The organism is Rhizobium sp. SRDI943 (assembly GCF_057653695.1).
Window position 1 is genome coordinate 698,113 of sequence record NZ_JBYGKN010000002.1, and the last position, 20,888, is coordinate 719,000.

General features: G+C 63.0%; 15 protein-coding genes. 6 read left to right on the top strand and 9 right to left on the bottom strand.

Going from position 1 to position 20,888, the window contains the following annotated elements; genetic code table 11:
* Window positions 1-36: 36 nt before the first annotated feature.
* Entirely contained in the window at window positions 37-1,176 is a 1,140-nt protein-coding gene (locus AC245Y_RS27385) for an RHE_PE00001 family protein (protein ID WP_017996849.1), read from the top strand.
* 221 nt (window positions 1,177-1,397) lie between these two features.
* Here the strand turns inward: AC245Y_RS27385 and AC245Y_RS27390 are convergent, their stop codons facing one another.
* A complete protein-coding gene (locus tag AC245Y_RS27390) occupies window positions 1,398-1,625 on the bottom strand; it encodes a hypothetical protein (RefSeq protein WP_017996848.1) in 228 nt (75 codons plus the stop codon).
* Between the two features lie 6 nt (window positions 1,626-1,631).
* On the opposite strand from AC245Y_RS27390, the gene AC245Y_RS27395 reads away from it, so the two are divergent.
* The 3 genes from AC245Y_RS27395 to AC245Y_RS27405 all read left to right on the top strand — a co-directional run bounded on the left by AC245Y_RS27395 (window position 1,632) and on the right by AC245Y_RS27405 (window position 4,042).
* Window positions 1,632-2,525 carry a helix-turn-helix domain-containing protein gene (locus AC245Y_RS27395; RefSeq protein WP_017996847.1) on the top strand — a complete coding sequence of 298 codons (894 nt, stop codon included), beginning with the start codon at window positions 1,632-1,634 and terminating at the stop codon, window positions 2,523-2,525.
* A gap of 90 nt (window positions 2,526-2,615) precedes the next feature.
* Complete coding sequence (locus AC245Y_RS27400) at window positions 2,616-3,326, top strand: YbhB/YbcL family Raf kinase inhibitor-like protein (RefSeq protein WP_017996846.1); 711 nt, start codon at window positions 2,616-2,618, stop codon at window positions 3,324-3,326.
* Window positions 3,327-3,355: 29 nt separating this feature from the next.
* On the top strand, window positions 3,356-4,042 hold the full coding sequence (locus tag AC245Y_RS27405; protein ID WP_020487128.1) for a class I SAM-dependent methyltransferase: 687 nt from the start codon (window positions 3,356-3,358) through the stop codon (window positions 4,040-4,042).
* Between the two features lie 145 nt (window positions 4,043-4,187).
* Here AC245Y_RS27405 and AC245Y_RS27410 read toward each other — a convergent pair whose 3' ends face one another.
* The 3 genes from AC245Y_RS27410 to AC245Y_RS27420 are packed head-to-tail and all read right to left on the bottom strand — an operon-like array spanning window position 4,188 to window position 6,212.
* Window positions 4,188-4,898 carry a Bax inhibitor-1/YccA family protein gene (locus AC245Y_RS27410; RefSeq protein ID WP_003553458.1) on the bottom strand — a complete coding sequence of 237 codons (711 nt, stop codon included), beginning with the start codon at window positions 4,896-4,898 and terminating at the stop codon, window positions 4,188-4,190.
* A gap of 20 nt (window positions 4,899-4,918) precedes the next feature.
* Window positions 4,919-5,686, bottom strand: coding sequence for an anti-sigma factor family protein (locus tag AC245Y_RS27415; protein WP_017996844.1), 768 nt, complete (start codon window positions 5,684-5,686; stop codon window positions 4,919-4,921).
* Complete coding sequence (locus AC245Y_RS27420) at window positions 5,673-6,212, bottom strand: sigma-70 family RNA polymerase sigma factor (RefSeq protein WP_003553462.1); 540 nt, start codon at window positions 6,210-6,212, stop codon at window positions 5,673-5,675. Before AC245Y_RS27420 ends, AC245Y_RS27415 begins: the two co-directional genes overlap by 14 nt.
* A 187-nt stretch (window positions 6,213-6,399) precedes the next feature.
* On the opposite strand from AC245Y_RS27420, the gene AC245Y_RS27425 reads away from it, so the two are divergent.
* Complete coding sequence (locus tag AC245Y_RS27425; protein WP_003553464.1) at window positions 6,400-6,708, top strand: hypothetical protein; 309 nt, start codon at window positions 6,400-6,402, stop codon at window positions 6,706-6,708.
* A 19-nt stretch (window positions 6,709-6,727) separates the two neighbouring features.
* On the opposite strand, the gene cueR is transcribed toward AC245Y_RS27425, so the two are convergent.
* The 5 genes from cueR to AC245Y_RS27450 all read right to left on the bottom strand — a co-directional run bounded on the left by cueR (window position 6,728) and on the right by AC245Y_RS27450 (window position 19,971).
* Window positions 6,728-7,117 (bottom strand): Cu(I)-responsive transcriptional regulator, encoded by a 390-nt coding sequence (gene cueR, locus AC245Y_RS27430; protein ID WP_003553466.1) that lies wholly within the window; start codon window positions 7,115-7,117, stop codon window positions 6,728-6,730.
* Window positions 7,118-7,126: 9 nt separating this feature from the next.
* Window positions 7,127-9,652 (bottom strand): heavy metal translocating P-type ATPase, encoded by a 2,526-nt coding sequence (locus AC245Y_RS27435; protein WP_017996843.1) that lies wholly within the window; start codon window positions 9,650-9,652, stop codon window positions 7,127-7,129.
* A gap of 106 nt (window positions 9,653-9,758) precedes the next feature.
* Window positions 9,759-12,368: a malto-oligosyltrehalose synthase gene (gene treY / locus AC245Y_RS27440; RefSeq protein WP_017996842.1), complete on the bottom strand. Its 2,610-nt coding sequence runs from the start codon at window positions 12,366-12,368 to the stop codon at window positions 9,759-9,761.
* A 59-nt stretch (window positions 12,369-12,427) separates the two neighbouring features.
* Complete coding sequence (pbpC, locus tag AC245Y_RS27445; protein ID WP_017996841.1) at window positions 12,428-14,506, bottom strand: penicillin-binding protein 1C; 2,079 nt, start codon at window positions 14,504-14,506, stop codon at window positions 12,428-12,430.
* Window positions 14,503-19,971 carry an alpha-2-macroglobulin family protein gene (locus AC245Y_RS27450; protein WP_017996840.1) on the bottom strand — a complete coding sequence of 1,823 codons (5,469 nt, stop codon included), beginning with the start codon at window positions 19,969-19,971 and terminating at the stop codon, window positions 14,503-14,505. The genes pbpC and AC245Y_RS27450 overlap by 4 nt, the downstream gene beginning before the upstream one ends.
* Before the next feature lie 199 nt (window positions 19,972-20,170).
* On the opposite strand from AC245Y_RS27450, the gene msrA reads away from it, so the two are divergent.
* A complete protein-coding gene (msrA, locus tag AC245Y_RS27455) occupies window positions 20,171-20,875 on the top strand; it encodes a peptide-methionine (S)-S-oxide reductase MsrA (protein WP_017996839.1) in 705 nt (234 codons plus the stop codon).
* Window positions 20,876-20,888 lie beyond the last annotated feature (13 nt).

A 20,888-nucleotide genomic window follows, 5' to 3' on the forward strand; every position in this document is an offset into this window, starting at 1 on the left:
TTTGCTTCCCTTTGTGAAAAACCGTAAAGCTTAACAATGCGCTACGATATCGACAGTGTGATGCTTCAAACCTTGCTTTCAGCCGTTACCGCGGCGGAGGATGCCGTGGCGCGGCTGGACGAGCGGGTTTTGCGCTCGCCGGTCGGCGAGGGGTTTGCCGAACGCAGCCATTTCTTCGACGCCGCCGGCGCGCTCTGGGTGGCCGGCGAACTCGTGCATGTCGAGGATCTCGTTTTGCATGATGCGCATATGGATAGCCGCGCTCCCACCCATGAACTGACGATCGCCCATTCGGTGCTGCGGGCACGTCGGCGCATTTGGACCGGCGAACCCGCCTGGGCACTCGGCGTCTCGGGCCTTGCGACGCTGACTGCAACCGGCGGGGAAGGGGAGGGGAAGGTCCCGGACGCAAAGAGCGTTGTAGTTCCGCTCGAGAGCGACGGAGAGGCTGAGGCTGAGGATGAGGACCGGCCGCTCGCTGCCGAGATGGCGGAGATCGATGCGCTTCTTGCCCGCTCGCAAAAGCTGCTCGATATCCACACAGGGAAAACGCCGGCAAGCGAGACGACCGCCGTTACTCCGGCAAGACGTAACGAAGACCCTCTCGGCTTGCTCGGTGACGACGAGTGGGACGAGGAACAGCGGCTTGCGGAATGGCGGAGCGTCCAGCCATTGGCCGATAGCTTGCCGCCGGTTCTCGGTGCCATCATCCTCTTCGAAGCCTGGGAAAGGATCGAGCCGTTGCGGCGTCAGCACTGGCTCGGTGGCCTTCTGGTCGCAAGCCATCTACGCGCCCGCGGAAAGGTCGCCTCGCATCTCTTCTCTTTTTACGGCGGACTGAAGCTGGTGCGCCATGAGCGTCGTCGGGCGCGCGATCGGGTCACGCGGCTGCAAGCCTTTCTGGAGGCGATGCATCTGGGTGCTGTGGCCGGCCTCAAGGAAATCGATCGCTTGTCGCTGGCGCGCACGCAGATGGAGCTGCGCTTTCGCGGCCGCCGTTCAAACAGCAGCCTGCCGGAACTTGCCGACTTCATCCTGTCGCGGCCGATGGTCTCGGCGGCGATGATCGCCCGTCATCTGCGCATCACACCGCGCGGCGCGCTGAACCTCGTCAACGAGATCGGCATTCGTGAAATTACTGGCCGGGGCCGCTATCGCGCCTGGGGTATCATCTAGCGCATCACCCGAAAATCGGAATCGATTTTCGGAAAGGATTATGCGCAGATCCAAAGTGATAGAGCGTCCTTAGCGCGTCTGAAAAGACGCGCGGCGCTCAAATGCATGTCGCCTAAAACTGTGCAGCGGTTTTGGGACAACGTCATGGATAAGACAAGACTTAAAGCGCGTCGCATGATTCGGCGTCTGAGTAGCAACGGAAGAAAACCTACATAAGGATTTCACGGCTCGTCGTCAGGATCGGCGGTTTTCGGATCACGTAGCGGTCTGAGTTCGCCTCGGGCCACGAATTCGGGGAGCGTGAAGGCGTATCGGTCCAGCATGTTGACGTGGCGGAAGCCGAGCGCGAGAGACGCGCGACGCCAATTGCCTTTCCGGTTTCGGCGCCATATCGACAGCCACTTGATTTCGACATAGCAGTGACCCTCGATCCAATTTGAAGATGGCATTGTTCAATGCGCGACAGCGACAAAACACTTCGGCGGCGCTTGGTTGATGCCCTGCGCCCGCTGGCCGAGCGCGACACGCGCTTATCGCTCGAAAACGAGGATACACCGTTCATCTCGGCCTTCGTCGCCCGTCACCGAGAAACGATTTCCGAGCTCACCATGCCCGCCGCCGGCCTTGTCATAGTCATCGAAGGCCGCAAGGAGGTGCTGTGGGGCGCCGGACGCAATATCTACCAAGGCGGTGACGCCTTCGTACTGCCGGCCGGTGCTGAAGTCGATGTCGTCAACGAACCAGATGCAGACACTGGCGTCTATCGCGCCCTGTTCGTCCGCTTCTCTCGCGCACTGGTCATTGAGGCGGCGCGCCTTTGGCCACAACTCACCATGTGCGAAGTACCCCTCGGCTCGTCCATCAAGATCAGTCCGACGCTCTGCTCGGCTATCATCCATAGCGGCGAGGCGCTGGCGGGTCCGCTCGACCTTTCCCGGCGCGTCGTGGACCACCGTGTTCTCGAGGTTCTGCTTATCCTGGCCGAACAGGGTGTGCTGCCCTTGATTCCCAAATATGTGGACAGCTCAGTCACAGAGGCGGTGCGGCTCTTGATCCGCCACCGGCTCGATCACGCGTGGTCCACCGCTGCGGTTGCCGCGTCATTGTCGATGTCAGAGGCCACCCTGCGGCGGCGACTGCGGGACGAAAACCACTCACTCCGCGCGCTGCTGCTCGCCGAAAGAATGCAAGCCGCTTACCTCATCCTCTCCGATCGGGATGCCGATGTCGCCGACGCAATCGCCGCGACGGGCTATGCTTCTCGTTCACACTTCTCGCGGCACTTCCAGGATGCCTTCGGACAGGCTCCTTCGACCGTTCCTAGGGCACGTAAAAGACCCATGGCCTGACCGTTTCGGGCTCATTCCTGATCAAATCGGGGCCACACGCGCTTGCATCGTTCCCTATGCTCGGCTGAAATCAACCAAGCGAGATGAACGATGATCAGGAATAAAAGCATATGGGCCGCCATCAGTGTGGCCGTTGCATTTTCGGCGACGGCGCCCATGGCCGCAGACTCGACGCTGTCCGTAAAGATAGAAGGGCTTGACACCTCCGGCCGGTTTGCAGACTCCGCCGCCTTCTGCCCGCCCGGGATTGGGTCCAAGGACGTGAGCCCGGGTGTCTCATGGTCGGCAGGCCCCGAGGGCACCATGTCTTATGTGTTGCTGCTGACCGATCCGGACGTACCGCGAGATTTTAGCCCTATCAATAAACCCGGCACCACAATTCCAGCCGACGCGCCGCGGATCAGCGTTTTCCACTGGGTTCTGGCCGATATTCCCGCCGACACCATGTCGATCGGCGAAGGCGCGGAAAGCGAGGGTCTCGTGCTGGGGGGCAAGCCGGTCGGCGTGACGCCTCACGGACTGCGGGGCGCCAATGTCTATACCAGCTTTCTGGCCACAGCTGATGGCATGGCCGGCACCTATGGCGGTTACGACGGCCCCTGTCCGCCTGTAAACGACCAGCGTATCCACCACTACACCCTTAAAGTGGTCGCACTAGACGTTCCGACATTGGGCCTTTCCGGGCCGTTCACCGGCGAAGATGTAGAAAAGGCCATGGCTGGCTACATGCTGGCTAGGGGCGAGACGATAGCGACCTATTCATTGAACGCGAGTCTGATCGCCCCTGCCGCGGCGAACTAGATCACGATCCCGAAAAGTTGAGGCGCACCATGTCACCAAACGTTTCGTCCACACCCGTCTTCAATCGAGATGCATCCGGCTACGATGCCCTTAGGCGCGGCCTTATTCCCTGTTTCGATGCATTTTACGGCACAGCACTAGACTTGATCGATGACTGGCGGGACGCCGAAAAACTGCGTGTACTCGATCTAGGCGCTGGCACCGGCCTTTTCACCGCCATGGTGCTAGCCCGCCACCCCGATGCCCAGATTCACCTCGTAGATGCCTCTGAAAAAATGCTCGAGCAGGCCCGACAACGCTTCAATGGTAGTCCGGCCATTACCTATGCCGTGGCCGACATGGCCGATGCCGAGCTCGGCGGTCCGTGGGATCTCATCATATCGGCACTGGCTATCCATCATCTGGAAGACGCCGCGAAAAAGCACCTCTTCGGTGGCATTCGGGGCGCCTTGTCCGAAGGTGGCCTGTTCGTCAACGCCGAGCAGGTCCTTGGCCATGATTCCCAGGTCGAGGCCCGCTACGCCCGTACATGGCTGCAGCAGGTCAGAAGGCTAGGCGTATCCGAAGCGGAAATCGCTATGGCGCACGAGCGCATGTCCCACGATCGTTGCTCCTCGGTCGAAAACCAGTTGCAATGGATGCGCGATACAGGACTTTCACAGGTCGACTGCAGCTTCAAAGCATGGCGTTTCGCGGTGCTGAGCGGTCGACGTTAGGGCGAGCAGTCAGCCGTAACGGGAAAACGAAAACGGCCGGGCGTTGACCCGGCCGTTTCCTTTGGGTGAGCACCCGACCTGCCATCCTGTCACAGACTGCAGACCAGGCGCTCTTGCGCTTCCTTTGCCCCCAGAAGCGCAGTCGTTATTCCCGCTCGCCCGTGAAGTTGAGCAGAAGCTGGAAGATGTTGACGAAGTTCAGGTAGAGCGAGAGCGCACCGAAGACGGCGAGCTTCTGATTCGATTCCTGATCAAAGTTTTCCGAATACTGTTCCTTGATGTTCTGCGTGTCGTAGGCGGTCAGTCCGACGAAGACGACGATGCCGATCACCGAGATCGCAAACTGCAGCGCGCTCGAACCCAGGAAGATGTTGACGACAGAGGCGATGATGACGCCGAAGAGGCCCATCATCAGGAACGAGCCCATGCGCGAGAGATCACGCTTTGTCGCATAGCCGTAGAGGCTGGTGGCGCCGAACATCGTGGCGGTGATGAAGAAGGTCCGCGCGATGCTCGCCCCGGTGAAGACCAGGAAGACGGACGCGAGCGATAGCCCCATCACGGCGCAGAAGGCCCAGAAGGTGATCTGGGCGGTGCCGGCCGACATCGTCTGGATCTTGAACGAGAAGAAGAAGACGAAGGCGAGCGGAGCAAGCATCACCACCCACTTCAGCGGCGAGCCGAAGATCGGGACATAGAGTGCCGGCGTCGAGCCGACGACAAAGGCGACGAGTCCTGTGATGACGAGGCCGAGAGCCATATAGTTGTAGACGCGCAGCATATGCTGGCGAAGGCCTTCGTCGAAGAGGGCCTGGGAGCCGGCGACGGCACCGTAGCGGGGATTGATCGGGTTCATGCTGATCTCCTCGGTTTGAATTAATAGAGCGAGCGGGCGAGCCGTTCGGCCGCCTGGTCGAGATTGAGACCGCTATCGTCGGCGATCAGCGCATAAGCGACCTCGCCGATTTGCCAATAGGCGGCTTCTGCTTTTTCCAGCGTCAGATGGCTGACAGGCTTGACCTCGAAGGCGCCCGGACGGACGGCGAAAAGCGACAGTTGCTTTCCATCCGATTGTTCGATCGCCATCTCGACGCTGGGCCCGAATTCAGACGGGAAGATCTGCACGTCGGCGACCTTCCAATCCCTAGGCAGTTCGGGCATCACGATCGCGGTGGCGGCGCGAATATCGTCGGCGTTATAAGTGGCCGGCGTCTGCGGAGGCATAGATTGGCGCAGCGCCGCCGTCTGATAGGCGCGGATGGCATCCTCGACATAGGCGGGTGCCGGAACCGATGCCACCACCTCGGTCGCCGAGAAGGCGCCGAAGGAATTGTGCGCCACCCAGCCGGCGGCGATCAGAATGCCGACAGCGGCAATGCGCTGCATCGAATGGAAGATGCGGCCATAGGAAAGGCCACGTTCCAGCCGGCGGGCGGCATCGCGGGTCTCGGGGCGGCCAAAGGCACTTTCGCCGGCCAGCGCCAGACGCAGTTCGCCCCTCACGCTGAGGTCGGCCATGACCTTGGCGGCAATCGACGGATTCTCGGAAAGATAGGATTCCACCTGGATGCGACGGGCGACATCGAGCTCGCCATCCACATAGGCGTCGAGATCGGCATCGAGGATCGGATCAATTGCTTTCATTGCCGTTCCCTCCGATGATTCTCAGATGCGAAACCCGCGGCGTCTTCTCCTCGAATTCGCGCAGTTGAGCCCGCGCGCGGGATATGCGCGACATCAGCGTCCCCACAGGAATGCCAAGCGCCTGGGCGGCTTCCTGGTAGGAAAGATCTTCGATCGCGACGAGATGCAACGCCTCACGCTGTTCCTCTGGCAGGTCGAAGAAGGCGTCGCGCACCTGCTGCAGGCGCACGGCATGTTCCTGGCCGGCTGGAAGGGACTGCTCGGCTTCGACAGCTGCTTCATCGTGGCGTCGCGTCAGCGACCGGTTCCGGCGAAGACGATCGATATGAGCATTGTGCAGAATCGAGAGCAGCCAGGTGCGCAGGTTGCCGCCGCTGCGGAAGCTCTTTCGCTTCTCGAAGGCGCGCACCAGCGCATCATGCACCAGATCCTCCGCCTCGTCCGAATTGCGCACCAGCGAGCGAGCGTAGCGCCTCAGCGCTGCAAGCTGTCCGATGACGTCGAAGGGGCGGTCTTTGCGTTCCATGATTGAGTATACGGATATGCGGCGGGTTTTATTCCCGCGGACGTAAAAAAATCATGCAGGCCGCAGATCATCGTCGGATCATCATCAAAATAGTCTTCTCAAGCGGACCGACGCCTCAAATCCCCAATTGTTTATGACAATTACATGACGGATCATGACGCCGCTGATTTGCAGGGGAAAATCAAGAATGAAGGAAAAGAAGCGGGTCTACGAAGCTCTCGTGGACGGCGCCATGGAAGGGCTGACGGATGAGGCGCTCTATGATTTCGTCAAGGCGCGCTGTCCGAAGGCCACCAGCAAGAAGATCGTCCGGGCCTCGCTTCTCGCCCTGATGGATCCTCATCTCAGAGACCGCAATATTCTCGACGTGATCTATGCGCTGGCGATCAAGCATCGGCTGGATGACGGGGTGCTGGACGACGGCGAAGACGACGAGCCCGACGAGCGGGCTCAAACCTCGCGGGCAGCCAACCAGAACATGCCCCAGCTTTCCTGATGCAATTCGCCTGAAATGGTCAGCCGCCGTCCGAAAGCTCTTCGAGGATCGGACAGTCCGGCCTGTCGTTGCCGTGGCAGGCATGCACCAGGTGCTCCAGCGTCCGGCGCAGTTCCGTCAGCTCGCGGATCTTGCGGTCGATCTCGGCAAGCTTTGTCTCGGCAATATCCTTGACGTCGGCGCTTGCCCGCTCCTTGTCCTCATAGAGCGCCAGCAATTGCCGGCATTCCTCGACGGAAAAGCCGAGGCCGCGCGAGCGCTGCAGGAAGCGCAGCTTGTGGACGTCGGTTGCGGCATAGTCGCGATAGCCGTTTCCGCCCCTTTCGGGGCGGATGAGGCCGATATCCTCGTAGTAGCGGATGGTCTTGGAAGGCAGGCCGGAGCGTTCCGATGCTTCGCCGATATTCATTGCCATCTCCTATAGTTTTGCAAAGCGCAGTCTCAGCGCATTGGCAATGACCGAAACGGACGACAGGCTCATTGCCGCCGCGGCGATCATCGGCGAAAGCAGCAGCCCGAAGATCGGATAGAGCAGGCCGGCCGCGATCGGCACGCCGAGCGCATTATAACCGAAGGCGAAGCCGAGATTCTGGCGGATGTTTTGCATCGTCGCCTCCGCCAGCCGCCGTGCCCTGACGATGCCGTTCAGATCGCCCTTCACCAAGGTGATGCCGGCGCTTTCCATCGCGACGTCGGCGCCGGTCCCCATGGCGATGCCGACATCGGCGGCGGCAAGGGCCGGCGCATCGTTGACGCCGTCCCCTGCCATGGCGATGATGGCGCCCTTGGCACGCAACTCGTCGATCAGCGCCTTCTTGCCTTCCGGAAGCACATCGGCGCGCACCTCGTCGATGCCGAGGCTTTTTGCCACCGCACGCGCCGTGGCCTCGTTGTCGCCGGTCGCCATGATGATCTTCAGCCCGCTGTCGTGCAGCGCCTTGATGGCGGCGGCTGTCGTCGGCTTGATCCTGTCGGCAACGGCGACAAGACCGGCAAGCGCGTCGTCGAATACCACGAACATCACCGTCTTGCCGTCGCCGCGCAGGGCTTCGGTCTTCTCGGCAAGTGCGTGGGGATCGATGCCGAGATCGCTAAGCATCGCCGCATTGCCAAGCGCCACCGATGTGCCGCCGGCAAGACCCTGAACGCCCTTGCCGGTCATTGCCTCGAAGGCGCTGACCTCGACGAAGGGGACGCCGCGCTCCTCGGCGCCGGAAACGATCGCCTCGGCCAGCGGATGTTCGGAGCCGCGCTCCAGGCTAGCTGCCAGCGACAGCAGCCGCTCTTCTCCGGCCCCGCCGAAGGCGAGGATGTCGGTAAGCTTCGGCTTGCCCTCGGTCAGCGTGCCGGTCTTGTCGACGATCAGCGTGTCGACCTTGGAAAAACGCTCGAGCGCTTCGGCGTCCTTGATCAGCACGCCTTCCTGTGCGCCCCGCCCCGTCGCGATCATGATCGACATCGGCGTCGCAAGCCCGAGCGCGCAGGGGCAGGCGATGATGAGAACGGCGACGGCCGCAAGCAGGCCATTCGCCATGCGCGGCTCCGGCCCGATCGCGACCCAGACGAGGAAGGCAAGGACGGCAGCGGCGACCACCGCCGGCACGAAGACGGCCGAGACCCGGTCGACCGCGCCCTGGATCGGCGCCCGCGAGCGTTGCGCCTTGGCGACCATGTCGACGATGCGCGACAGCACCGTGTCTGCACCCACCTTTTCGGCGGTCATGACGAAGGTGCCGTTCTTGTTGATCGTGCCGCCGGTCAGCGGGTCGCCCTTCGACTTTTCCAGGGGCAGAGGCTCACCTGATATCATCGATTCATCGACCGTCGACTGGCCTTCGAGGATGGAGCCGTCCACCGGCACCCGCTCGCCGGGGCGCACGCGCAGACGGTCCCCAGTCTGGATATCGTCGACAGGCACGTCACGCTCGCTGCCGTCGGCATCGAGGCGCCGCGCCGTCTTCGGCGCAAGGTCGAGAAGAGCGCGGATTGCCGAGCCGGTGCGTTCGCGCGCCTTCAATTCCAGCACCTGGCCGACGAAGACGAGCGCGACGATGACGGCTGCTGCCTCGAAATAGACGGGCACGGCCGCGCCATGGCCATAAAAGCCCATGGGGAAGATGCCGGGCACAAGCGTGGCAACGACGCTGTAGAGATAGGCGGTGCCGACGCCGAGACCGATCAGCGTCCACATATTTGGGCTGCGGTTGACGACAGACGCCCATGCGCGGCGGAAGAAGGGCAGGGCCGCCCAGAGCACCACCGGCGTTGCCAACAGCAGTTCGATGAACGACGCCAGGGGTTCGCCGATCGCGTCGCGGAGCGGCAGGCCGAACATCGGCCCCATGCTGAGCGCCAGCAACGGTAGGGCGAGAATGGCGCTGACCGAGAGCCGCCTGATGAAATCGACGAGTTCAGGGTTCGGACCTTCGTCATCAGGCGGAATGCCCATCGGCTCCAGCGCCATGCCGCATTTCGGGCAGTCGCCGGGACGATCGCTGACGACTTCGGGATGCATCGGGCAGGTATAGAGCGTGCCCTTTTGTGCCGGCTTTGCCGGCGGGTGCTTGCCGTCGCGATAGGCTGCGGGGTCGGCTTCGAATTTCGCTTGGCAGGCGGGCGAGCAGAAATAGAATTTCTCACCGTCGGCTTTCAGGAAGTGCTTCGCTGTCGAGCGATCGACGGTCATGCCGCAGACGGGGTCCTTCGCGCTCAGATAATCCTCAGGTACTGCCGCAAACTTGGTCCGGCAGCCCTCGGAGCAGAAATGATAGGTGCGGCCCTCATGCTCGAGCGAGGGTTTGCCGGCCTGCGGATCGACGGTCATGCCGCAGACAGGATCACGGATCATGGCATCGGCAGCCTTCTCCTGATCATGGCCGCAATGGCCATGATCATCGCCATCGGCGTTGCTATGGTGGTAGTCGTGCTCGTGCTTGATATCCATGACTATCTCCTATGCCCGAAGGGCCGTTGGATAGGCTTATCCACCTTCCAGCGACTGGAAGGTCAAGCACTATTTTCATGGATATGATTTTTGCGCCGACTGGTCCTCAGATCGGGGTGATCAGCCCGACGGGCTGGCTCCCGAGCAGGGCGGCGACCGAAATGCTGCCGCCGGGCTCGATCGTCTTTCCGGTCAGCATGTCGGCCTTCAACCCGTGAAGCGGGGAGGGGACGGCAATCGTCGTATCCTCCCAGAATTCCGGGCCGGCAAAGAGCACGCCCGGATCGAGCCAGCCGAACATCAGCCGCGGCGCCGCGATGATGGCGAAATCACTCTTGTGCACTCGGGCAAAAGCAAGCACATGGTCGCGCCGGTTGCCCGTCACCTTCAGCGGCAGATAGTCGCCTCCAGCAAAGAGGTCCGCGTGCCGTTGGCGCAGCTGCAGGCCGATCCCGACGAGGCGCTGTTTCAACGCTGCCGCCTGCAGCTTGGCGATCGGACCGGGTTCGGCTAGCCAGGCCGTCAGTTGCTGATGATCGACCGGCCGGCGATTGTCGGGATCGACGAGACTGAAATCGAAGCCTTCGGCACCCTGGTAGATATCGGGAATGCCGGGGGCCGTCAGCTTGAGCAGCGTCTGCGACAGGCTGTTGAGGTAACCCGCCGCGATGAAGGGCTGCAGCACCCTTTCGAAATCCTCGAGGAAGACGTCATTATCGGGCGAGACCAGCGCCGCGGCATAGGTGGTGACCGCTTCCTCGTAGTCGGCATCCTGTTTTGTCCAGCCGCTGCGCAGTTTTGCCTCGCGCACCGCCTTGACCGCGTAATCGGTGAAGCGTTCGCGGAGTTCTTCCGTCTGTGCTCTGTCGAAATCCTCCGGCCAGATGCCGGCCAGAGCCTGATAAAGCATCCATTCGACATTGGGTTCCGGCGCGGTGCCATCCGCCAGATCCTTCAGCCAGGGACGGTTCATCTCGCGCCAACGCGCGACCGCCTGGGCAAAAACATCCGCGCCTTCGCTCAACGCATAAAGCCTTGCACGCGCATCCTCGCCGCGTTTGGTGTCGTGGGTGGCGCTGGCCGAAAGCCCATGCGGCTGCAGCCGCGCCCGCTCGGCCATGCGGCGGTGAAATTCGTCCGGGCCGCCAGGCGCCTTGCCCGGTTCGCCGCCGACTTCGTTGGCGGCAAGCAACCTGTTGTAGCGGTAAAACAGCGTATCTTCCGTCGCCTTCGCCATCACCGGCCCGCTCAATTGCTGGAAGCGGATACGGAAGTCGTGGGCCGCGTCGCCTTCGACCTTGCCTTCGAGGAGCTTCAGCACATGGTCGCAAGCACGCCGGTCATCGAGCTGCGTCATGGCTTGCGAGGCGGTGGCGGCAAGCACCGCTGAATCCTGCCAGGAAAGCGGGCCGCCGTCGCCATAGGTGCGGTAGACGGGAAAGGCGATCAGCAACTCGCTGAGCGCAGTGGCGATGTCGTCTCTTTTCACCTCGGGAAAGATGCCTGCCGCGATCGACACCAACCTGTCGGTCTCGCCGGCGAAATTGCGTTCGACCATCAGTCGCTTGGCAATTCTCCGGCCCTCCTCAAGATCAGCCGTCTCACCGGCAACGCTGCGATAGGCATCGTCCAATATGCGCAAACCGCCGCCGTCGATGAACAGCTCGCTCAGCGCCGCGATGAATTCATATCCCGTGGTGCCGGCAACCGGCCAGTTCTCCGGCAGGACCTCACCGGTTCCCAGGATCTTTTCCACGACGATATAGCTGTCCGGTCCGGCGGCCTCCCGCAGCCTGTCCAGATAGGCCGTGGGTTCGGCGAGCCCATCGACATGATCGATGCGCAGGCCCTGGACCTTGCCATGGCGCACCAGCTCGATCACCAGCCGGTGCATGTCCTCGAACACGGCTGGATCTTCGACGCGGGTGCCGACCAATCCGGTCACCTCGAAAAAGCGGCGATAGCTCAGATGTCGTGCCGCCTCCTTCCAATGGGTGAGCCGCCAATGCTGTGCCTCATGCAGGCTTTGCATGAAATCGCGATCGGCCGAGAGGTCATCGAGCTTCTGCCGGAGGACTGCCCGATCGCCGCCTTCGAAGAGAATGTCACGCATCGCCCGGTTGAAGTCCTCGCCGGAGGTCGCGGCCGCGGTCTCCGCCATTCTCTCGGCAACCGGATCGCCGAGCCGGTTTGCGATCGCTCCGTAACTGCCGGGGTTCAGCGGCAACAGCGTTTCGAAATAACCGAAGGCGAAATTGCCATGCGTTTCGTCGAGCGCGACGCGCAGTTCGCCACTGGCCAGTGCTCCCTCGAAATCCTGGCCGAGCTGCGGCAGCGTCAGCGGTTCGCTCCAGTCGATGTCGAAGTGGCTAAAATAGGCGCTTTGCCGGCCAAATGTCAGCACGTCGCGCCACCAGCCGTTTTCCGGCGAGGCTGCCATGTGGTTCGGCACGATGTCGAGGACCAGCCCCATGCCCGCCGAGGCGAGGCTCTCCGTCAGCCGTTCGAATCCTGCCCGACCGCCTAGCACCGGGTCGATCTCGTTGGCGTCGGTGACGTCATAGCCGTGGGTCGAGCCGCTGACGGCGGTGAAGATCGGAGAGGCGTAGAGGTGGCTGATGCCGAGCGTCTTGAGGTAGGGAACGAGGTCGCAGGCGCGATCGAAGGTCATGCCGTTGCGGAATTGTATCCGGTAGGTCGCTGTCGGGAGAGTCATGAGGCCGCTGACGTTGGAAGGGAGATTGTTCCAAACGGTTGCAGCTGGGTTTTGTTCCCTCAATCGATGAAGACGCCGACGCTTGCGGCGCGTCCGGCCGAGTCGATGACGGTCAGTTTCGAGTAGCCGCCGCCATCAGGCAGCCATTGCTGGATGCGCCGGCGGGAGAGATCGGGCAGCGGCTTGCCGTTGGCAAGCCAGCGGAAGGGGGCGCGGCCACCCTGGAGCTTCAGCATCAGCGGTGACAGGTTGCCTTGCCCAGCGCCGAGATCGACATGCGCGCCCTCGGGCGGATAGATGATCTGAGGTGCGGCCTCGCGGCCGGAGGCGAGCAGGCCGCTGGCATTGAGGGCGAAACGCCGCTGGCTGATCGGCAGCTCGGACTGGGCGATGCGCACGGCGCCTGCGGGCGGGCGGGGCAGCGGCGTCGTCGCGATGCCTGACTTGGCGAATCCCTCGAACAGGATCGGCGCGGCGGTGCCATAGCCGGTCAATCCCGGCACGGCGCTATTGTCAGGCCGTCCGACCCAGACGCCGAGCACATAGCGCCCGTCATAGCCGACCGACCAGGCGTCGCGATAGCCATAGCTCGTGCCGGTCTTGTAGGCGATGCCGCGCTGCGGCGCGCCGGCGGGCGGAATGACCCCGGAGAGAATATCGGCGACGTTCCAGACCGCGACCGGTTCCAGCAGCGGTTCACCGTCGAGCTTGGCCGGTGCACCGGTGACGCCGTCGCCGAGCCTTGCCGGCTGGCCGCGATTGGCGAGCGCCGTATAGAGCTGCACCAGATCCTTCAGGGTGATGCCGACGCCGCCAAGACCGATCGCAAGCCCCGGCGTCTCGTTCGGCGGAAGGACCGGGCGAACCTCGGCGCGGCGAAAGCGGACCATCAGCCGCGACGGCCCGACGGCATCGAGCAGCTTGACAGCAGGCACGTTCAGCGAAAGCTGCAGCGCCTCGCGCACGGTGACGTCGCCCTGATAGCTCATGTCGAAATTGCGCGGCCGATAACCGAAGAAATCGGCGGGCCGGTCTTCGATAATCGTCTCCTGGGACACCAAGCCCTGCTCGAAGGCCAACCCGTAGATGAAGGGCTTCAACGTCGAGCCCGGCGAGCGGTTGACGCGCGTCATGTCGATCCAGCCGGAGCGGCTGGCATCGAAATAATCGGCCGAGCCGACCTCGCCGACGATCGCGCCCGTCTGCGCATCCGCCATCACCATGGCAAGCGAGAGCTTCGGCCCGAGCTTGAATGCCGCTGCCCGCGCAACTGCCTCCAGCCCTTGCTGCACCTGTTTCTTCAGCGTCGTCTGATGCTTGACAACCGTCGGCTCCTTGCGAAGTGCTGATTCGGCGACATGGGCGGCAAGTGCGGGCAATTGCATGCGCCGCGCAGGAACCGCGACGCCTTCAGCCCGCTCCGCTTCGCCGTCGCCAACGGCTCTAGCGACCGCGACGCGGTCGAGCACGCGCTTGCGCGCGGTCTCGGCGGCCTTGAGGTTGCGGTCCGGCCGGCGCCGTTCCGGCAATTGCGGCAGGGCGACGAGCAACGCTGCCTCGGCGATCGTCAGGCGCCGCGGTTCCTTGCCGAAATAGGCAAGGCTTGCGGCGCGCACGCCTTCCAGATTGCCGCCATAGGGCGCGTGTGTGAGATAGAGGTCGAGAATCTGTTCCTTCGACAGCCGCCGCTCGATCTGCATGGCGCGCACCAATTGCAGGAGTTTTGCCGAAAGCGAGCGCCCTTCGCGCGGCTCGATCAACCGCGCCACCTGCATCGACAGCGTCGAGGCGCCGGAGACGATGCGGCCGTTGCTGATCAGTTGCACGCCAGCGCGTCCGAGCGCCCAGGGGTCGACGCCGCCGTGGTCGTAGAAACGCTGGTCCTCATAGGCGATCAGCATGCGCAGGAATTGCGGGTCGACGTCGGAGACCGCCGTCTTCAGCCGCCAGCGGCCTTCCGACGTCGCGAAGGCACGCAGCAATTGCCCGTCGGCATCCAGCACTTCGGCGGATACGGCATTTGCCCTGTCCAGCGGCGGCGGAAAGGCCTTGTCGGCGGCATCGAGCGCAAAGAGAGCCGCACCGGCAACAACGATGCCGGCAGCCGACCCGATCGCAAACTTGTGCCACCGCCTCATTGTTGCGCCGTCACGACCTCCATCTTGCCGGTTGCCGTGCGGGCCGAAAGCTCCGGCCGGTACATGTCCTCGACGTTTGCGGCCGGATGGTCGTAGGTGCCGGGGGTAACCGCGCGCACGACATAGGCGACGTTGAATTCGCGGTTGTCGCCTGCAGCGCGGTTGAAGGCGGCGACGAAGCGGTCGTAGCGGAATTCGGTATGGGCGGCGGAGATCTCGCCGATCCAGTCGAAATTCGTCATCTGGGCGCTATCGACGAGGTTAGGATTGTCGATCTCGAAGCCGGCCGGCAGAAGGTCTGTGATAACGATGCGCGACGGCCAGTCGTTGGTTTCGCGCACATGGATGACGACGACGTAGCGTTCGTTCTGCTTCGCCTCGCTGACATTCGCCTGCTCGCCGTCCAGCGTGTAATAGGTCCGCTCGATGGTGAAGCCGTCGCCGCCGGCCGGCAGCGGCACCGTCGGGGCGGCGACGGTGGTGACAACCGCCGAAACCGTGTCGTTTGTCTGGTTGGTCAGCGTCAGCGGATGGTCAGCCAAGGCATCGCCGGTCATGCGTGCCATGTAGGCACCGGTGTGCGCGGCGCCATTGACATCGACCTTCAGGCCATCGTCACCGCCCTGGATGGCGCGCGCGGCAAGCAACATCCAGGCTTCTTCCTGCGTGCTCTTATATCTGCTGCGCTCCCATTCCTTGCCGACCGCCTTGGCAAGTTCCGGGATGACAGGCGGGACCGGCCGGCTTTCGGCGGCGAGCGCCAGGATCGCCGCGCCGTCGCGCAGGATCGTGCCGTAGTCGGTACGCGACAGGTTCACGCGTGACACCATCGACTGCTCCGACATCTGCAGCGCGTCGAGGAAAATATTCTTCGAACGTTGCGCATCGCCGTAGAGCGCCAGCGCGGCGGCGATATGCGCCTTGGCGAGCGGCGTCGGGAAGTCGTTGATCATCGTATCGGCATAGTAGCGCAGATCGCTGATCGCGGCCTTCTTGTTGCGGGCAAGCACATAGATCGCATAGGCGATCTGGTCGCCCTGGCCCTTGATGTCGGTGGTGTAGGACAACGTGTTCTGCAGGTTTTCGAGCGCCTGGACGAAAGCTCTTTCCGGCACGTCGTATTTCATTTCACGGGCCCGCGTCAGGAAATCGGTGACGTAGGAATCAAGCCAGACATCGCCCGAATCCGGTCCCCAGAGACCGAAGCTGCCGGCCGAGGCCTGATAGGAGAGCACGCGGTAGATCGCATCCTGCACGCGCTTCTTCACATCGTCGTCGTCTGCCATGCCCGCCTGCTTGGCCACTTCGGCGAGATAGAGCAGCGGCAGCGCCCGGCTGGTGGTCTGCTCGGCGCAGCCGAAGGGATAGCGGTCGAGCGTCATCAGCAGCGCTGGAATATCGAAGGCTGCCGAACGGGTGACGTTGACGCTGATCGAGGCGCCGGGCAGCACGCTGTCGGCCAGCAGGTTCTTGTCGACGGTGAGCTTTGCCCCCGGCTTCAGCGCCAGCACCCTGCGTTCGGTGATCGGCAAGGAGGCCGGGCGCACCGGCACGTCGAGCGTCTGGTCGAGCGAAAGGCCGGAAGCGTCGGAGAGGTTGATCGAGACGTTGCCGGCGCCTGGCTGTTTGCCGATGAGCGAAAGCGTCAACTCGGATTTCGCACCGGCCTCGAGGCGGATCGTCTGCGAGGCGGATGCTTCTTCGATGCCGACTGCGTCATTGCCGGTCAGTTGCAGCTTGTAGTCGCCGGCCGGCGCATCGGTGTTGGCGATGTCGAGGCGCAGATTGGCCTTGTCGCCGGGAGAGAGGAACTTCGGCAGGCTTGCGGTCACCACGACAGGATCGCGGATGATGACATCCTTGACGCCGTGGCCGACGCCTGATTTCGACCAGGCGACTGCCATGACGCGCGCCGTGCCGTTGAACTGCGGAATGTCGAAGGAGACATTGGCCTTGCCTTCGGCGTCGAGCTTCACCGGCCCGGAAAAGAAGGCGACGAGCTTTTGCGTCGGCGGGCTTGCCTGCAGCGCGATGGCGCCGCCATCGCCGCCGGTCCTAAGCTTGCCGGTCGCACCCAGCGAGCCGTCGATCAGGCGGCCATAGAGGTCGCGGATTTCAAGGCCGAGCTGGCGCTGGCCGAAATACCAGTCCTCCGGGTTCGGCGGTTCGTAGCGCGTCAGGTTGAGAATGCCGACATCGACGGCGGCAACCGTCACATAGGCATCCTCGTTGGCGCCGGCGCCCGCCACCTGCAGGCCAATGTTCAGTGGTCCGCGCGGCAGCATCTTTTCGGGCGTGTCGAGTGTTACCTGCAGCGCGCGCTGTTCGGGATCGACCTTCAGCCATTTGATGCCGATCGAGCGCATCGGCATATGGCTGTCCTGGGCGTCGCCGGGGCGAAAGAGCGTGGCGGTCACATAGGCGCCGGCACCCCAATCAGCCGTGACGGGGATGTCGACCTCGCCGCCGGTCTCGCCGATGGTGGCATTCTGCACGGCAACCAGCTTCTCGGTTCCCGCCGTCACCATCAGCTCGCCGCCATAGCGCGAGGTGACTTTCAGCTTGGCGGTTTCGCCGATCTTGTAGCTGTCCTTGTCGAGGGCGATTTCCAGCCCGTCGGGCGTTTCGGTCGAGGTCGAACTCACGAACCAGCCGGCGTCGAATTCGACGCTCGAGGTCGGGCCGTCGGCATCGGGGCTATCCACTTCGAGGCGATAGCGGCCCCACGTCACCGGCACGGAGATCTTGCCGCCGTCCATCGTCGCGTCGACGCTGCCGTTGGAGACCTGCTCGGCGGTGTAGACAGGCTCGTATTTCCAGGCCGTTCCCTCGCGGTACCACTGGTATTGCCGGTTGAGGCTGTAGAATTTCCAACGCAGGCCCTTTGTCTCCTGCTTCTGTCCGTTGGCATCAACGCCGATCACCTTGAAGTTGGCGATCGAATTCTCCGGCAAATCGTCGGAAAATTCCGGCTTGATGCCGATCGACGCGCGCTCGTTCTTCACCGGGATGGTCAAAGAGCGCTCGATGGCGCGGCCGCCCGCCTCCTGCATGCGCATATAGACGGTGGCGTTGAGCAGCTGTGTCGTGGCCGGCAGTTCGCTGATGGTCAGATCCGTCGAGGCTTCGCCGTTCTCGTCGAGTTCCGGCAGGCCGTCGATCGGCAGGCGCGAATCCTCGCTCGCCTCTTCGTCGGCGAGCCCGAAGAGGAAGCCCTTATAGGCCGCATTCTCACGCGTCGGCTTGACGACGACGTCGCCTTCGAGCGTCAGGCCGGCGGCCGGGGCGCCGTAGAGATATTTGCCCGAAACGGTGATCGTCGCCGGCGCGTCCGGACCGACTTCCTTGGCCTCGGTCTTGATCTCCATGTCGGTGCGATCTGGGACGAAATCGTCGACGAGGAAGCTCTTGGTGGCGATCGCGCTGCCCTTGGGATCGGTATAGATGTTCATCGTCCAGGTGCCGCGCATGGCGGTTTCCTGGGTGGGGAAATCGACGGTATAGCCGCCGAGATTGCTGGTCTGGCTGACGATCCGCCGGTCTTCGACACCGTCGGGGCGGCTGAAGATGAAGGTGAGCGGCAGGTTCTCGATGGCGTTGCCATCGGTGTCGCGGGCGAGCGCCTGCGCATGCACCGTCTCGCCGGCGCGGTAGATGCCGCGTTCGGTAAACGTCAGCACGTCGATCGCGCCGGGTGCTGCGCGGCCCGTCACGCCGCGGTCGGAAAGGTCGAAGCCGGCGCGCGTCATGTCGAGGAAGACGTAGTCCGAGGTGCCGTTTTTGGCGGTAATGACGGCGGGCGTCAGTGCCGCCGTGCCGCGGATCAGGCCGGCGGTGAAGGTGGCGCGGCCGTTTTCGTCGGTCGTCGCGGTGCCAAGCACTTCATTGTTCTTGGCCAGCAGCTGCAGCTCGACGCCTGATATCGGCTTGGCCGAAGCGAGCGAGCGGGTGAAGACGTTGAGCCCGTCGGTGCCGGCATAGGTGGTGACGCCGATATCGGAGACCAGGAACCATTGCGTCGCCTGCGAATCCCACTCCTGCGCCGGGCCGTTTGCCGCCGTTGCGGTCATCACGTAAATGCCGGGCTTGCGCTCGGGCAGCGCCTCGTCGACCGGGAAGCTGGTGACGATATCCTTGTTGAGTTCGTTGGCGATGTCGATCGAGCCCTGCCAGACGAGCTCGCCGTTCTGGTCCTGGATATTTTGAGCGCTGTAGCCGTCGAGCTGGGACAGGAACTGCGAATTGGCCAGCAGCGGCGCGATGGCACGATCGCCGATGCGGTAAAGTTTGAGGTTGGCCGAGGTCATGTTGACCGATACGATCGGGATGCCGCGGCGCGCCGTCGAGGGCAGCACGAAGCTGTCACCGGTGAAACGCACAATCTGGCTGCGGTCCTTGATGTAGACGTCGACGCTGACAGGTGCTTCCAGCACCTCGTCGACCGATGACGGCAGGCCGGTGCGCAAGGCGATCTTATAGGTCTGGCCATGCGTCAGCCCCTCGACGCAGATCTGCTTGTCCTTGGTTTCGAGTGCCTTCGGTGCTTCGCCGTTCAGCGTCACGAAGGGTGTGTAATCGGTGGTTTTGACCAGCGCCTCGGAGAAAGTGATGCAGGCACGCGGCGTGGCGCTGTCGGCATCGACAGTGTGTTCGGTGACGCGGAAACCCTGCGTCGATTTCAGCTGCAGGTAGGCCGCCTGCACATCCTTGGCGCCGACAAGCGCCAGGCTCGCCTTATAGGCGTCGAGCGCCGGGCGGTAGTTGGCATTCCGCTCCAGCGCAGTGGCGAGCACGGCCAGCGCCTCGGCGCGTTTGGCGGCGGTGCGCGTCAGCTCGTAGCCGTTCAGCGCATCGACCACGGCCTGTCCGGTCGTGTTGCTCTCGGCGCTGCCGAGCGAGGCTGCGGCGCGCGCGGTTTCGAGCCAGAGATCGGCGTCGTCAGGCGTGATCGACAGCGCCCCATGGAAGGACTTCAGCGCGTCGGCCAGGTTGTTGGCGGTGAGGTCGAGGCGGGCATTGGCTGTCAGGCTGTCGACGCCCTGACCCTGCTGGTCGTCGGTAAGGGTCAGATTATCCTTGAAGTCGTGAGCCTGCTGGATGAGATCGTTCGTCAGGAAGGTCAGGCGCGGCGCAGCGCCGATATCCCGCTCCTGTTGGGCGGCCGTTTCGACGATCTTGCCGGCGATGGCGCCGGGGAAGGCGTTCATCGTCTTGAAATCGGATTTGAGGAAGCACCATTTCACCTTGGGATTGTAGGTGAAGGCCTTGCAGCTCTTGTCGCCGATGCAGGAGGTCTTGCACTGATCGAGCGAGACGTTCTGTTCGGTGCGAAGATCGAAGCCGAAGAAATCGGCGTCCTTGATCGTCTGGATGTCGCGCTTGGTCTCCGCAGCGACGGCGGGAAAGCTGACGGCGATCATGGAAAATGCGATTGTCGCGAAAGCGAAAAACGAGCGCACGGACATAGGTTCCCCCCGGAAATGCTGGCTCTGACCGGCGGGCACTCTCCCCACTCCTCGCGACATTGTCAACTCAAGTTGAGCGCTGTTTCATGTTCGCACAGGCGCTTTCGTCTGGCTGTCACATCGGCGTGAGTGACCGCCTTGTGATTTGCGCCTTTTGCGAGGATGAGCAAGGATTTGAGCCATCGCAGGAGGTAGCGCCATGTCCATGTCTTCCCACCGCAGGAGCCTTGCCGCGCTCCTTGCCGCCACTCTATTCTCGCTCGGGACCGGTGCCGCAGGCGCGGCCGAAGATGCCGTCGTCGTTCCGCCGCCAGCCGTCGACGAGGCGGCCGGCTCAGGCACCGAGACCGCCATTTTCGCCGGCGGTTGTTTCTGGGGTGTCCAGGGCGTCTTCCAACACGTGAAGGGTGTCGAGAGCGCCGTCTCCGGTTATGCCGGCGGCGACGCAATAACGGCGCAGTACGAAACCGTCAGCACCGGCTCGACGGGCCATGCCGAAGCCGTCCAGGTGAAGTTCGATCCGAAACAGGTGACCTACGGCAAGTTGCTGCAGATCTTCTTCTCGGTGGCGCACAACCCGACGCAGCTGAATTTTCAGGGTCCGGACCGGGGAACGCAGTACCGTTCGGCGCTGTTCGTTGCCGATCCCGAGCAGCGCAAGGTCGCCGAGAGCTATATCAGCCAGCTGGACAAGGCGCATGTCTTCCCCCAGCCGATCGTGACCAAGGTGTCCGAACCGACAGGCTTCTATCCGGCCGAAGCCTATCATCAGGATTTCCTGACGCTCAATCCGACCTATCCCTATATCGTCTACAACGACCTACCGAAGATCGAAAACCTGAAATCGCTGTTTCCCGCCGACTACCGCGGCAAACCGGTCCTGGTGATGAAGGTCAAGGGCTGATCGGTCCTGGTTA

Bases quoted from the DNA above. Each gene is read 5' to 3' on its own strand.
- AC245Y_RS27385 (WP_017996849.1), top strand. From the start codon at position 37: ATGCGCTACGATATCGACAGTGTGATGCTTCAAACCTTGCTTTCAGCC.
- AC245Y_RS27390 (WP_017996848.1), bottom strand. From the start codon at position 1,625: ATGCCATCTTCAAATTGGATCGAGGGTCACTGCTATGTCGAAATCAAG.
- AC245Y_RS27395 (WP_017996847.1), top strand. From the start codon at position 1,632: ATGCGCGACAGCGACAAAACACTTCGGCGGCGCTTGGTTGATGCCCTG.
- AC245Y_RS27400 (WP_017996846.1), top strand. From the start codon at position 2,616: ATGATCAGGAATAAAAGCATATGGGCCGCCATCAGTGTGGCCGTTGCA.
- AC245Y_RS27405 (WP_020487128.1), top strand. From the start codon at position 3,356: ATGTCACCAAACGTTTCGTCCACACCCGTCTTCAATCGAGATGCATCC.
- AC245Y_RS27410 (WP_003553458.1), bottom strand. From the start codon at position 4,898: ATGAACCCGATCAATCCCCGCTACGGTGCCGTCGCCGGCTCCCAGGCC.
- AC245Y_RS27415 (WP_017996844.1), bottom strand. From the start codon at position 5,686: ATGAAAGCAATTGATCCGATCCTCGATGCCGATCTCGACGCCTATGTG.
- AC245Y_RS27420 (WP_003553462.1), bottom strand. From the start codon at position 6,212: ATGGAACGCAAAGACCGCCCCTTCGACGTCATCGGACAGCTTGCAGCG.
- AC245Y_RS27425 (WP_003553464.1), top strand. From the start codon at position 6,400: ATGAAGGAAAAGAAGCGGGTCTACGAAGCTCTCGTGGACGGCGCCATG.
- cueR (WP_003553466.1), bottom strand. From the start codon at position 7,117: ATGAATATCGGCGAAGCATCGGAACGCTCCGGCCTGCCTTCCAAGACC.
- AC245Y_RS27435 (WP_017996843.1), bottom strand. From the start codon at position 9,652: ATGGATATCAAGCACGAGCACGACTACCACCATAGCAACGCCGATGGC.
- treY (WP_017996842.1), bottom strand. From the start codon at position 12,368: ATGACTCTCCCGACAGCGACCTACCGGATACAATTCCGCAACGGCATG.
- pbpC (WP_017996841.1), bottom strand. From the start codon at position 14,506: ATGAGGCGGTGGCACAAGTTTGCGATCGGGTCGGCTGCCGGCATCGTT.
- AC245Y_RS27450 (WP_017996840.1), bottom strand. From the start codon at position 19,971: ATGTCCGTGCGCTCGTTTTTCGCTTTCGCGACAATCGCATTTTCCATG.
- msrA (WP_017996839.1), top strand. From the start codon at position 20,171: ATGTCCATGTCTTCCCACCGCAGGAGCCTTGCCGCGCTCCTTGCCGCC.